This window comes from Cyanobium sp. Tous-M-B4 (genome assembly GCF_024345395.1).
Taxonomy (GTDB): domain Bacteria; phylum Cyanobacteriota; class Cyanobacteriia; order PCC-6307; family Cyanobiaceae; genus Cyanobium_A.
Map to the genome: position 1 here is coordinate 39,076 of NZ_JAGQBA010000009.1, position 12,032 is coordinate 51,107.

General features: G+C 62.0%; 11 protein-coding genes and 1 pseudogene. 2 read left to right on the forward strand and 10 right to left on the reverse strand.

What is annotated here, in order from left to right; genetic code table 11:
* Positions 1 to 217: 217 nt before the first annotated feature.
* The 4 genes from KBY73_RS14680 to KBY73_RS14695 form a co-directional block, all read right to left on the reverse strand.
* Complete coding sequence (locus tag KBY73_RS14680) at positions 218 to 1,117, reverse strand: calcium-binding protein (RefSeq protein WP_254937803.1); 900 nt, start codon at positions 1,115 to 1,117, stop codon at positions 218 to 220.
* A gap of 56 nt (positions 1,118 to 1,173) precedes the next feature.
* Entirely contained in the window at positions 1,174 to 2,460 is a 1,287-nt protein-coding gene (locus KBY73_RS14685; protein WP_254937804.1) for a hypothetical protein, read from the reverse strand.
* 497 nt (positions 2,461 to 2,957) lie between these two features.
* Positions 2,958 to 3,884 (reverse strand): sigma-70 family RNA polymerase sigma factor, encoded by a 927-nt coding sequence (locus KBY73_RS14690; RefSeq protein ID WP_254937805.1) that lies wholly within the window; start codon positions 3,882 to 3,884, stop codon positions 2,958 to 2,960.
* Positions 3,885 to 4,026: 142 nt separating this feature from the next.
* Positions 4,027 to 5,580, reverse strand: coding sequence for an NAD(P)H-hydrate dehydratase (locus tag KBY73_RS14695; protein WP_254937806.1), 1,554 nt, complete (start codon positions 5,578 to 5,580; stop codon positions 4,027 to 4,029).
* 23 nt (positions 5,581 to 5,603) lie between these two features.
* On the opposite strand from KBY73_RS14695, the gene mnmA reads away from it, so the two are divergent.
* On the forward strand, positions 5,604 to 6,815 hold the full coding sequence (gene mnmA, locus KBY73_RS14700; RefSeq protein WP_396097234.1) for a tRNA 2-thiouridine(34) synthase MnmA: 1,212 nt from the start codon (positions 5,604 to 5,606) through the stop codon (positions 6,813 to 6,815).
* A 31-nt stretch (positions 6,816 to 6,846) separates the two neighbouring features.
* Here mnmA and KBY73_RS14705 read toward each other — a convergent pair whose 3' ends face one another.
* The 3 genes from KBY73_RS14705 to KBY73_RS14715 are packed head-to-tail and all read right to left on the reverse strand — an operon-like array spanning position 6,847 to position 9,023.
* Positions 6,847 to 7,092, reverse strand: a complete 246-nt coding sequence (locus tag KBY73_RS14705) for a 2Fe-2S iron-sulfur cluster-binding protein (RefSeq protein ID WP_254937808.1) — start codon at positions 7,090 to 7,092, stop codon at positions 6,847 to 6,849.
* The gene (locus KBY73_RS14710) at positions 7,093 to 8,583 is read right to left on the reverse strand and encodes a cobyric acid synthase (protein WP_254937819.1); all 1,491 of its coding nucleotides are present in this window, start codon (positions 8,581 to 8,583) and stop codon (positions 7,093 to 7,095) included. It abuts the gene before it with no gap.
* A 44-nt stretch (positions 8,584 to 8,627) separates the two neighbouring features.
* Positions 8,628 to 9,023, reverse strand: a complete 396-nt coding sequence (locus tag KBY73_RS14715; RefSeq protein ID WP_254937809.1) for an Npun_F0494 family protein — start codon at positions 9,021 to 9,023, stop codon at positions 8,628 to 8,630.
* Between the two features lie 21 nt (positions 9,024 to 9,044).
* Between KBY73_RS14715 and KBY73_RS14720 the strand changes: the two genes are divergently transcribed.
* On the forward strand, positions 9,045 to 9,629 hold the full coding sequence (locus tag KBY73_RS14720) for a nucleoside triphosphate pyrophosphatase (RefSeq protein ID WP_254937810.1): 585 nt from the start codon (positions 9,045 to 9,047) through the stop codon (positions 9,627 to 9,629).
* Here KBY73_RS14720 and KBY73_RS14725 read toward each other — a convergent pair.
* From KBY73_RS14725 to KBY73_RS14735, 3 genes and pseudogenes are all read right to left on the reverse strand, one after another.
* On the reverse strand, positions 9,601 to 10,329 hold the full coding sequence (locus KBY73_RS14725; protein ID WP_254937811.1) for a YcgJ family protein: 729 nt from the start codon (positions 10,327 to 10,329) through the stop codon (positions 9,601 to 9,603). The genes KBY73_RS14720 and KBY73_RS14725 overlap by 29 nt on opposite strands.
* A gap of 191 nt (positions 10,330 to 10,520) precedes the next feature.
* The gene (gene psbC / locus KBY73_RS14730; RefSeq protein WP_254937812.1) at positions 10,521 to 11,906 is read right to left on the reverse strand and encodes a photosystem II reaction center protein CP43; all 1,386 of its coding nucleotides are present in this window, start codon (positions 11,904 to 11,906) and stop codon (positions 10,521 to 10,523) included.
* Positions 11,890 to 12,032, reverse strand: a pseudogene (locus tag KBY73_RS14735) (photosystem II D2 protein (photosystem q(a) protein)); the annotation flags it as partial. The pseudogene KBY73_RS14735 and the gene psbC, both read right to left, overlap by 17 nt.

The following is a 12,032-nucleotide window of genomic DNA, read 5'->3' on the forward strand; positions in this document are numbered from 1 at the left end:
TGGGCCACCTCACTGGCGATGGTATTTACTTTCGATGCTTTAAATCAGAGTCGTAAATGCTTTCCAATTGGAATTATTCCTATGAAGCGAAATGCTATGGCCATCTGTCTGCCACGGATGTAAGCCTATTTGGTCTGTGGCTCAGTAGTTTTAATTGTAAGTAAGAGGCTTGGGTTGTTTCTCGCCCGATTGCCGCATTGAATACGAGGCCCAAAAGTTATTCCATGGAAAGATCGCTCCATGTGATGAAATCTGCTCTTCCTAGCATCGTTGTGTCAAAGTCAATGAGTCTTGCTAGTAGTCTGCCTGATTCTTCATGTTCACTCCCTGGCGCAGAGGAGATCATGAGGTGATCAGATATCTCATGGTCTTCCTCCTTTGTCACGTAAATACCATTGGCTTTGAAAACCAATTGATCAAAGGTCAGGCCACCTGCCAAGGCGATTTGGTCGACTCCCTGACGGAAATCAGTGATCACATCGCCTTCCTCCTCATGGGCAAGGGGCGCGAATGTTGAAGCCATTTCCCCACCGCCCCCATGGCCGCCTTCTCCTCCAGGCAGGGAGAGCACGAACACATCCCGCCCGAGTCCGCCTGTGTAGGTATCGGGTGCATTGCCTCCGAACAGAATGTCATCGCCAAGCCCCCCCACCATTAGGTCGGGTCCGCAGCCGCCGATCAACAGATCATTGCCGTTCTCGCCGAAGAGGTCATCACGACCCTTGCCTCCGCGTAGCTCGTCATTGCCGTTGCCACCATGGACAATATCGCGACCTTCACCCCCATCAAGGAAGTCATGGCCGTTGTCGCCATAGAGCCAATCCTTGCCCTGAAGCCCCCTGAGCGTGTCATCTCCATTAAGGCCAACGATATTGTCTGGGCCAGCATTGCCTTCAAGAAGGTCTGCGGCATTGGTGCCCAACTGAGCCTCTGGCTTTTCCTCCTCTCCTTGGTCGGAGTCGTCGCAGGTCCCCGAGCTGCCCTCCAGGCTTTGCAGCGCCTGCAAGGGGGAGAGCAGGGTTTCCAGGGTTGCTAGCTGAACAGGTGTGAATGAGTAGGCTTTAATCATAACGATCACCCTCGGTAAGTCTCGATAGTCAAGATCAAAAACCATCATCTGGAGGTCCTACCTTTGGTGTGGCCACCAGATGATGCGAGCTGTAGTTGAATTCTCTACATCATTGACGTCAGAGCGCTCTCCTCTCCGCCACCAACTGTCGACGGCACACCCACCAGTAGAGCCAGCAGGCCGTTGTGGGTGTCTTCGCCATTGAGGCCTAGTTGTTTATCGGCCACCACCTGGGTGAGGCGTCCTTCTGAAAGCTCGGTGGGCTGGAAGCCTGCCTGCAAGGGATCATCGTTGCGTACGACTGTGTTCTCATCAAAGATCACGGGTGTGCCATCTTCTAGGGCAAAGGTGATGAGATAGGTGCCATCAGCTGTGAACTTCCACGGCAAACCCGACGCACCTACGTTGTAGGTGCCGGAGATGGTGAGTTCGGGGCCGAATGCTGTATTGCTGATGTCGTCGCCGATTTTGATGCTGTCGTCAGGTATGACGTCTACCCACTGATCGCCATCCCAGCTAAGCCCAGTGATGAAGTCAGCCGAATCATTTACCTCAGGTGTCACACTACCATCTTCGGCATACTGTGGCATCAGACCTTCAACCTTCTGAATTACTAGCTTCATGTAGGAATCAACCGTTTCCCCTTCCGTGCTGCTCGCATTTGCGGCATAGACAGAGGCGTACTGGCTGTCATAAGTAATGCCCAGGTCGTCAGTGGTGTCTGATGCGGTGCCGCTGTAGGGCATCCCAGTCCACTTATCGACTGGCAGCCTTGCCCCTTGGCTTTCGGTAGGTCCCTTCTTGGATGGCTTGCCGCCGCCCTTGGCGCCCCCGAGCAGCGTCATGGCGAACCCGGGCAAGGTATCCCCCAGGATTCCGCTCAGATCGCCAATCTCTTCGAAGAGGGTTAGCTCCAGCCGGACGTTCCTGCCCAGCTGGATCGGTGCCGACTCCAAGGCGTCACCGATGTTGACAAAATCGATAGCTATTGGGCTCTCTGCAGTGGCACCCGCAGAAATGTTTCCCGCCTGCCATTCGTTGCCTGTAACCCCTTGGGCGAAATACACGTAGTTGGGGTCCACCGGCACTGTGGGCGTCGCGGGCGTTGTGAAGGTGAAGAAGCCTTCTGTACCCCTCAGCGTCGGAGCCGTTTCAGGAAAAATCGCTGGGAAGGAGAGGTTGTTGCCCGCCGTGGTTTCACCTGGCCTGCCACCGCCACTACCACCCCCGCCTGGGGTCCCACCTCCAGGACTGCCGCCGCCGCCGCCAATGCCACTACCTGAATTGCCGCCACCACCAATGCCTGGGCCCTGACCGGCTGCTGATGGTGCTACTGAGAAATCCTTGCCAAGATCAGAAAGCAGCGGCTCAAATGATTTTGGTTTTGCCATTACTACGGTCTCCGGTTTCAGAGGGAACTGGGTCTACTTGGAGTTGTGATGACCTAGTGGTGGCCTGCGGCTCGCCACTGATTACCTGCCTTGTATACCCATACGCCGATTTTGATATGTAATTGCCCTATTCGCTTGCATCAAATTTGCTGCATACCCCTTAATACTTCTTTGTTTTTCTCTGCTATGTGCTGCATATCTGCTGGTTAATATTATTGCGCTGGTAAGGATTCTTGCTGGTATGCAAGAGGGGCTTGGCGCACCACCTATAGGGCTCAGCAGGCAATTAAGCCCGGCAGATGGTTCGTGTCCTCTGAGGGTGAGGTGCTGTATGGCAGCCCTTGTCGCAATCGGATCGCCGAGTCGTCACCCTGTTGACCTGGGGTCCGAGCCGGCCTCGTCAGGAGTGCGCGTTCTTACCCTTGGCTGCCAGCGACTAAGCGGCTCTGGCCAGCTTGCTCAGTCCGCTGAGGTTTTACGAACCTTTAGTCAGTGCCTTAAAGCGTGGCTGGGGTGCGGCGGGTGAGATTGCGCAGCTTGCGTAGAGCTTTGAGTTCTACCTGGCGCACCCGTTCCCGGGAGACGTCGAGCTGGCGGCCGATCTCCGCCAGGGTGTGACGCTCCTCGCCCTCCAAGCCGAAGCGCAGTTGCAGCACCTGACGCTCTTGGTCGCTCAGATGACTCAGCCAGCGCCCTAGCTGCTCCTGATGGATGCCGCGCTCCACCCGGTCGAGGGGCTCCTCCTCTGAGGAATCGGCGATCAGATCGCCCAGAAAGCTGCGGCCTTCATCACCATTTACTGGCGCATCCAGGCTTGAGGTGGTGAGGGACTGGCGCAACAGGCCATCAAGCTCTTCGATCGGCATGGCCATGGCCTCGGCGATCTCTTGGCGGCTGGGCATGGCGCCGAGCTTGTGGGCAAGATCGAGGCTTACCTTGCGAATGGCGGTGAGGCGTTCGCTGAGATGCACCGGTAGTCGAATCGTGCGCGACTGGCAAGCGATCGCTCGGGTCATGCTCTGGCGGATCCACCAGAAGGCATAGGTCGAAAACTTATAACCACGGGTCGGATCAAATTTCTCAACGGCCCGCTCCAGTCCCAGTGAACCTTCCTGGATCAAGTCGAGCAGCTCGAGACCCTTGCCTTGATATTTTTTGGCAACACTTACGACTAAGCGCAAATTGGCTTTCATCATGCGCTGCTTGGAGCGCTTGCCGATGCGCAGCAATTTCTTTTCCAGGTCGCTGAGCTCTCGATCTCCCTCCTCCGTGAGGCGCATCATTGTTTGCACCTGATTGCCGAGTTCGATCTCTTCAGCTGGCGTCAACAGGGGCTCCCGCCCGATCGTGGCCAGATACCAAGTAATCGGGTCGCTACTTCTACGACGACTGCTTTCGCTGACCCTCGTCGGGGATGAGGTCATTGGTACGCCTATCGAAGGAGTTGACTATCGAGGCAAATTCGGCTCTATGAGGGTGTTTTCAGCAACCCTTTAGCTTTCACTTGCAAAACAACACAGAGGCATCCCTGTCCTGGTCTGACATTTGCTGATTTCCGTGTTGTGATCAACACAGCTGAGCCAGGTTTTCTGCCACCTGCATGGGTGTGAAACCGCTCTCGGCCTTTTCCCCCCGTCGCCCAGCCTGGGCGTGGGCTAGTGCTGCCGCTGCGAGCCAGGCGGCGTCGGCGTTGCCGCTGGCGGCCAGGGCCATCGCTCCTATGCCGGCGGCGTAGCCGGCCAGCACGTCTCCGAGTCCTGTTCTGGCACTACCGGGGCTGGCTTCGAGCAGTTGCCAGCGGCGGCCATCCGGGGCCGCCACGATGCTGCGAGCCCCTTTGAGCAGCACGCAGGCCCCAGTGCTCATGGCCGCCTGGGCGGCCGCCTCCAGGGCGGTGGTGCCAGCGAGCTCGGGAAAAAGGCGGGCGAATTCGCCGGGATGGGGGGTGATCCAGGTAGGCCCCTGACGCTGTTGGAGCCAGTGACTTGCCTGTAGGCCAAGCCCTTGGCTCACTGGCCCCGCCAGGCGGTTGAGGCCGTCTGCATCCAGCACCAGCAGCCCCTGCCAGCTCAGTAGCCCGCTCCAGCTCGGCGGATTGGGCCAGCAGTTGGCCTCGGCAAGGCCGGGCCCCACCAGCAGGGCATCCAGCCGCTGGGGATCAAGTTCGGCTACTGGATCCAGGCTCACCACTACCTGTGGGTGCTGCTGCCAGATGCTGCTGGCCAGGGCCTCGGGCAGGGCGGCCCGCAGGCTGCCGCAGCCGCTGCTGCTGGCGCCGGCCAGGGCCAGGCTGGCGGCCCCCCGATAGCTATCGCTGCCCGCCACCACCAGCAGTCGGCCGCGCTGATATTTCGATGCCGCCGGGTTGAATTTGGGTTTGGGCCGTGCCGCCAGGTCTCGCTCCGCCAGGGCCAGGGGCACACTTAGAGGAAGCTCCTGCAGCAGCGATAGCGGCAGGCCTAGGTCGACCCTGTGCAGCGCCCCCACCGCCTCAAGGGCCGCGTCTTGAACCAGACCGGTTTTGATGAGGCCGATTGCATAGGTGCTGATGGCCTGGGCCGTGTATGAGCCGGTGGCCTGGCCGCTGTCGGCGCAGAGGCCCGTGGGCACATCAATAGCCACCAGCGCATCAGGCCGCTGGCGCTGGCGCTGCCGCAGCAGGGCTTCGATCGCCTCTCCAGGCGCCCGCCGCTGGCCGATGCCCAGCAAGGCATCGATCCAGAGGGCGGCACTGCTGGGATCGGGGCTGGCCTCCAGCCGGGGGAGGCCAAGCCACAGGGCGTGGCGCAGATGGGCGGCGCTAAGCGGTTTGTGGCGGTCAAACGGGCTCCAGATGGCCGTTGAGATGCCGGCCAGGTGCAGTTCCCGGGCGATCACCAGCCCATCGCCGCCGTTGTGGCCTGGCCCCACCAGCACCAGCGCCCCATGGCGCCCCAGCCGCTCGCCGTGCTGCTCCAGCAGCAGCCGACTCACCGCCAGGGCGGCCTTCTCCATCAGGGCTTCCACCGGCAGGCCGCTGGCGAAAAGTTGCTCCTCCAGCGCGGCCATCTGGGCGCTGTTGACCAGCAGGTGGCGGCCATTGCGCTCCGGCCAAGGGGCTACAGCGGACGGCTCTCCCAACCCCTTTAAGGCATCTGGGTTTCATGATGGGAGCACTACCGCCAGCTGTCTGCCCTTTGCCTGCTCCAGTGGCTTCTTCCGCTTTTGTGCCGCCTGCCTCGACGCCGGCTGGTCAGGCCGCTTTAGAGCGGCTGCGGGCCTGGCCCGGGGAGCATCGCGTTGCGGTGGGACTCTCGGGTGGCGTTGACAGCTCCTTGACGGCAGCCCTGCTGGTGGAAGCTGGCTGGCAGGTGGAGGGCCTCACCTTGTGGCTGATGAGTGGCAAGGGTGCCTGCTGCGCCGAGGGCCTGGTGGATGCAGCCGGCATCTGCGAGCAGCTAGGTGTGCCCCACCACGTGGTGGATTTTCGCGAGCACTTCCAGGCCCAGATCGTTGATTTTCTGGTGCAGGGCTATCAGGCCGGCGTTACGCCGCTGCCTTGCTCTCGTTGCAATCGGGAGGTGAAATTTGGGCCGATGCTCCAGTGGGCTGAAAGCGAGCGGAGCATCGGCCGGCTCGCCACGGGCCATTACGCCAGGGTGCGCCATGGCGCCAATAGCGACAACGGCCGTCACCAGCTGTTGCGCGGCTTAGACAGCCAGAAGGATCAGAGCTACTTCCTCTACGACCTACCCCAGGAGGCCCTGGGCCGGTTGGTGTTTCCCCTCGGCGAGCTCACCAAGGCCGACACTCGGCTTGAGGCGGAGCGCCATGGCCTGCGTACGGCCCAGAAGCCCGAGAGCCAGGACCTCTGCCTGGCCGATCACCACGGCTCGATGAAGGCCTTTCTCGATGCCTATCTGCCGCCGCGCCAGGGTCAGATCGTGCTTACCGATGGCACGGTGGTGGGCGAGCACGACGGCATTGAGCACTTCACGATCGGCCAGCGCAAGGGCCTGGGGGTGGCCTGGAGTGAGCCCTTGCATGTAGTGCGCCTCGATGGCGCGATGAACCAGGTGGTGGTGGCACCCCGCGCTGGTGCGGCCAGGGGCGAAGCGTTGGTGGGGGCGGTGAATTGGGTGTCGATCGAGCCACCTACGGCGCCCATGGAGCTGGCGGTGCAGGTGCGTTACCGCAGTGCACCCGAGCCGGCTCGGCTGATTCCCTTGCCCGCCACCGACGCAGATAGCGCAGCCCTGCGGCCCCACCGGGTGCGGTTGGAGTTTGCTGAGGAGCAGTTTTCGATCACGCCTGGTCAGGCGGCGGTGTTTTACGCCGGGGAGATGCTGCTCGGTGGAGGCTTGATTCAGTCCTGAGACCAGTCAAGTCAATCCTGATCTCAGCCGGTCACCAGTAGGGGTCGCTGGCTAGCTCCACCGTTAGCGAGCCCGAGCGGCTGGCGGGCACCGTGGCGATGCAGGCCCGCACCACCTGGCCGTTGACTTCAATCTCGCAGGCGCCGCAACTGCCGCCCAAGCAGCCTGTGGGGATCAGAAAGCCTGCGGCCTGGGCTGCCACCAGCCAGTCACAACCGGCGTTGCAGCTGCTGGTGTGGCCGTTGGGCCAGTGGATGCTGACGGCGGAAGCGGCCATTTAGGGGCTCAGCAGGGGTTCGAGGTTCACGTGGGCCTCAAAGGCATCGGCGAGTCGCTCTAGCAGGGCGTCTCGCTGCCGGCTGTGGTGGGGCGGGTTCTCCGGCAGGTCAGCCAGGCCGCGACGCTGGCGAAGTTGGTTGAGCCAGCGGCGCCGCCAGGGCCCGCTTTCGAATACCCCATGCAGGTAGGTGCCAGCCACCAGGCCGCCCGCTTCGCCAAAGTTGCACCAATGGCCTAGGTCGGGATCGGTGGCGAGGGGGTGCAGGGGGCCGGCAGTTTCGATGGGGCTGCTGAGGCCGCGATGCAGCTCGAATCCCTCCAGGCTCAAGCCCTCGCCGGGCCAGCGGGCCATGCTTTGGCGCTGGCGCAAGGCCTTGCGGCCGCCGAAGCGGGTGCGTAGCGGCAACAGATTCAGGCCTGCCACCACTTCCTCGGCGGCGCAAGCGCCGCCCTCAAGCCCCTGGGGATCCAGTAGCTCCCGGCCCAGTAGCTGAAGGCCGCCGCAAATACCAAACACTTGTCCCCCGCCGGCGACGTAGCTGCGCAGCTCCTGCCCCAGCCCAGCTCGCTGCAGGGACGCCAGATCCCGCAGGGTCTGCTTGCTGCCCGGCACGATCACCGCATCGGGACTCCCCAACGGCTCCCCCGGCGGCAGCCAGCGCAGCTGGACGCTGGGTTCGGCCTCGAGGGGATCGAGGTCGGAGAAATTGCTCAGTGATGGCAGGCGCAGCACGGCAATCTCCAGCTCGGCGCCGCTTTTGCGGCCGCGGCGCTCCAGCAGATCGAGGGAGTCTTCTGGCGGAAATAGCTCGTCGAGCCAGGGCATCACCCCCAGCACGGGGATGCCGGTGTGGGCCTCCAACCAGCGGCGCCCTTCGTCAAATAGCTCACGCCTGCCGCGGAAGCGGTTGATCAGCAGGCCGCGGATTAGGGGCCGCTCCACCGGCCGCAGCAGCGCCAAGGTGCCCACCAGTTGGGCAAACACGCCACCGCGCTCGATGTCGGCCACAAGGATGCAACGGGCCCGCAGAAATTGGGCTAGACGCAAATTTGTGAGGTCCCGTGATTGCAGGTTTACCTCCACCGGGCTGCCCGCCCCCTCCAGCACCAGGCGCCCCCCCGGATGGGCCGACTGCAGCTCGCTCAGGCCGGCGCGAATAGACGCCCAGCCCGGCCGGAACCAGTCGCGGTAGTAGTGCTCAGCGCGGGCCAGCCCCACCGACTGGCCCAGATGGATCAGCTCGCTGGTGGAGTCGCCCTGGGGCTTGAGCAGCACTGGATTCATGCTGTGGTGGGGCTCCAGGCCGGCGGCCCAGGCCTGCAGCGCCTGGGAGTAGGCCATTTCGCCGCCCTCTTGATCAACCCAGGCGTTGTTGCTCATGTTTTGCCCCTTGAAGGGCAGGGGCGTTTCGCCGCGACGGCGCAGCACCCGGCAGAGGGCAGCGGTCATCAGCGACTTGCCAGCCCCGCTACTGGTGCCCAGCACCATCAGCGGGGTGGGTGCGGCTGGGGCCTGCTGAGCAGTTTTTGCGCTCATAGCCGCGGCCGGTGGCGCCGCAGCCAGTGCTGCAGGCGAATGGGGCCGCTGGCGCCTGGAATCTCGCCAGGCCACTGGGCTAAAACTTCGCGTCCCATGGGCGTGAGCCGCACCCGCTCGGTGAGGCCCTGGCCGTCCACTTCGCGCCGCAGCACTCCTAGCTGGATCAGCCAGATCCAATGGGCTTCAACCCGATCGGAACTCTGTGCTCCCTGGCAAAGGCTCTGGAGGTCGTTCCGGCGGCAGAGCTCGCCGCCGCTGAGAGCCCGATCGTTCACCTCCACGTAAAACGCCCGCCTAAATGGCAGGCAGCGCATTGCCTGGCTGGCCCTGGACAGGGAGCGTTTGTTTTGAAGCAGGGGGTCGATCGCGGTGGCTTCCCGATGTTGCATAGAAGGATTCTCCCTGACCCCATGCTCGTGCTCGCCTCCGCCTCCCCAGCTCGCCGGCGCCTGCTGGAGCAGGCCGGCATCGCCCACCAAGTGCAGGTGAGCGGCGTTGATGAGGAGTCGATCAGCGATGCCGATCCCGGCCAGCTTGTGCAGCGGCTGGCCCGGGCCAAAGCCGAAGCGGTGGCCCAACAACTGCCCCAGGGCACCAGGGTGCTTGGCTGCGATTCGCTGCTGGTTTTCAACGGTGAGGTGTTTGGCAAGCCAGCTGACGCTGGCGCTGCTCGGCAGCGCTGGTTGCAGATGGCAGGCGGTTGGGGTGAGCTGATCACCGGCCATTGCCTCACCACTAGTAGTGAAGAGGCGATGGTGGGCAGCCCTCAAATCGCCGTAGTTAGGACGCGGCTGCAATTTGCAGCTATCGACTCCGATGAAATCGACGCCTATGTAGCCAGTGGCGAACCCCTCCAGTGCGCCGGTGGCTTTGCCTTGGAGGGGCGTGGGGGATTACTGGTAGAGCGGATAGAAGGCTGCTTCAGCAACGTGATCGGCCTGAGCCTGCCGTTGCTGCGCCGATGGCTCAGGGATCAAGGAAGAGTTGATCCATAACGACCCGATTGTCGCGGCTTTGCCGCAGACCACGGTGCTCGCGGGTTGCCACCAGGGTCATGTCACGCCAGCGGAACACGCCGGTGTAGCCGTGGTCGAAGAAGGCCACGGGCCAGGTGCCGCTGCTGTCATTCACTTCCAGCCGTCCGGTGCTGTTGCTGAAGTTGAAGCGGCGGCCATCCTGCTGCGCCACCACGTAACGGGTGATGCCACTGCTGTCACGGCTGATGCGTCGCAGTCCACAGGGTCCGTCGTAGAGCTGCTTGCCTCCCTGGGCCAGGGTGCAGAAGCCAGAGAACCGGGTCACTTCTCGATCGTTGTTCACCGCGGCTGTCGTGGTTCCAAACAGGTCTCGGCTCATTTCTCGACTGATCTGGCGCTTGGCGAAGCCATCGCTCCAGCACAGTTCCAGCTGCAGGCTGCACACGGCGCCGTTGCTGAGCCGGAATTCCCTGGGCATGGGCCGGCCGGAGAGCTCTCCCATCAGTTTGCGCTCGGCCGTTGGCCCGAAATATTGGCGGGTCAGGCCTAGGGAGATGCCCTGGCGGTCGTAGCAGATCTGGCCGGCCCGATCACAGAGCACCCCTTTTGAGGGGCTGCTCACGCTGTCGTACTGGGCATGCGCCTGCTGGGGAAGGCCCAGGCAGGCGGCCAGCAGAGCTGTGCTGGCCGCCGCAAGGGAGAAGTGCCTAAGGGTCATGGAGAAATTGAGATGGACGGGGTGGGATGGCCCCGCTCCACCAAGGTATAGAGAGAAGTTGTTTGAGATATGACCAAAATTCGGCGGGTTGTGACTGGATGTTTATGGATCCAAAACTGGATCCATAAAACCGCACACAAAAAGCCCCCGCATTGCGGCGAGGGCTGATGAAACGGATTGATCGCGAGCGATCAATCCAGATCAGGCATAGCCAAGCTGGGCTCTGCCTTGCGGTCGATGCCCTTTTCGAAACCAGCAGCAGCGGCGCGAGCGCGACCGGCGTGCCAGAGGTGACCTACCAGGAAGAAGAAGGCGAGCACAAACTGCGTGGACGCCAGCCACTGGCGGATGTTCACGAAGTTCACCGAGTTTGGCTCGGTGATGATGCCGCCAACCGAGTTCAGGGAGGCGTTGGGAGCGTGCGTCATGTATTCAGCCGCGCGGCGCACTTGCCAGGGCTGAATGTCGTTCTGAAGCTTGTCGAGGCTCAAGCCGTTGGGGCCGCGCAGGGGCTCCAGCCAGGGGCCTCGGAAGTCCCAGAAGCGCATGGTTTCACCACCGAAGATGATCTCGCCGGTGGGCGAGCGCATCAGGTATTTACCAAGACCGGTGGGGCCCATGGCCGAACCGATGTTGGCGCCGAGGCGCTGGTCACGCACCAGGAAGGTGAAACTCTGGGCCTGGGAGGATTCGGCGTTTGTGGGGCCGTAAAACTCCGAGGGATAGGCGGTGTTGTTGAACCAGATGTAAGCCGAGGCGATGAAGCTCATAAAGCTCAGGGCGCCGAGGCTGTAGCTCAAGTAGGCCTCACCATTCCAGATGAAGGCGCGACGCACCCAGCCGAAGGGCTTGGTGATTGCGTGCCAGATGCCTCCGAAGATGCAGATCAGGCCGATCCAGATGTGACCGCCAATGATGTCTTCCATCGAGTTGACTCCGATGATCCAGCCCTCGCCACCGAATGGTGCGCGGGTGAGATAACCGAAGATCACTCCGGGGCTGAGGGTTGGGTTGGTGATGATGCGCACATCGCCACCGCCCGGTGCCCAGGTGTCATAAACACCTCCGAAGAACATGGCCTTGAAGACCAGCAGCAGGGCGCCGACGCCCAGAAGAATCAGGTGGTAACCAATGATGTTGGTCATCTGATTCTTGTCGCGCCAATCCTGGGAGAAGAACGTGGAGTAATTCTCCAGAACCTCAGGACCACGCAGGGCGTGATAAAGACCACCAAGGCCGAGCACGGCCGAGCTGATCAAGTGCAGCACACCAACGACAAAGAACGGATAGAGATCGGTGACCTCACCGCCAGGACCAACGCCGTAACCCAGGGTGGCTACGTGGGGGAACAGGATTAGCCCCTGTTCATACATGGGCTTGTCGAAGGTGAAGTGACTCACCTCGAAAAGCATCATGGCCCCTGCCCAGAAGACCATCAGGCCTGCGTGGGCTACGTGGGCGCCGAGTAGGCGACCGGAGAGGTTGATCAGGCGGGCATTGCCCGCCCACCAGGCATAGCCGGTGGAGTCGAGGTCTTTGCCCCCGACCACCAGGTTGGAATTAAAGGGCGTTTCCACGGGGCAGAACCTCTTCAGGGAAGACGAAGTTTTCATGCGGCTGGTCAGCCGGTGCCATCCAGGCACGCAGACCTTCATTCAGCAAGATGTTCTTGGTGTAGAAGGTTTCAAATTCAGGATCCTCAG

Bases quoted from the DNA above. Each gene is read 5' to 3' on its own strand.
- mnmA (WP_396097234.1), top strand. From the start codon at position 5,604: ATGATGGGAGCACTACCGCCAGCTGTCTGCCCTTTGCCTGCTCCAGTG.
- KBY73_RS14710 (WP_254937819.1), bottom strand. From the start codon at position 8,583: ATGGTGCTGGGCACCAGTAGCGGGGCTGGCAAGTCGCTGATGACCGCT.
- KBY73_RS14725 (WP_254937811.1), bottom strand. From the start codon at position 10,329: ATGACCCTTAGGCACTTCTCCCTTGCGGCGGCCAGCACAGCTCTGCTG.
- KBY73_RS14715 (WP_254937809.1), bottom strand. From the start codon at position 9,023: ATGCAACATCGGGAAGCCACCGCGATCGACCCCCTGCTTCAAAACAAA.
- KBY73_RS14680 (WP_254937803.1), bottom strand. From the start codon at position 1,117: ATGATGGTTTTTGATCTTGACTATCGAGACTTACCGAGGGTGATCGTT.
- KBY73_RS14685 (WP_254937804.1), bottom strand. From the start codon at position 2,460: ATGGCAAAACCAAAATCATTTGAGCCGCTGCTTTCTGATCTTGGCAAG.
- KBY73_RS14705 (WP_254937808.1), bottom strand. From the start codon at position 7,092: ATGGCCGCTTCCGCCGTCAGCATCCACTGGCCCAACGGCCACACCAGC.
- KBY73_RS14720 (WP_254937810.1), top strand. From the start codon at position 9,045: ATGCTCGTGCTCGCCTCCGCCTCCCCAGCTCGCCGGCGCCTGCTGGAG.
- KBY73_RS14690 (WP_254937805.1), bottom strand. From the start codon at position 3,884: ATGACCTCATCCCCGACGAGGGTCAGCGAAAGCAGTCGTCGTAGAAGT.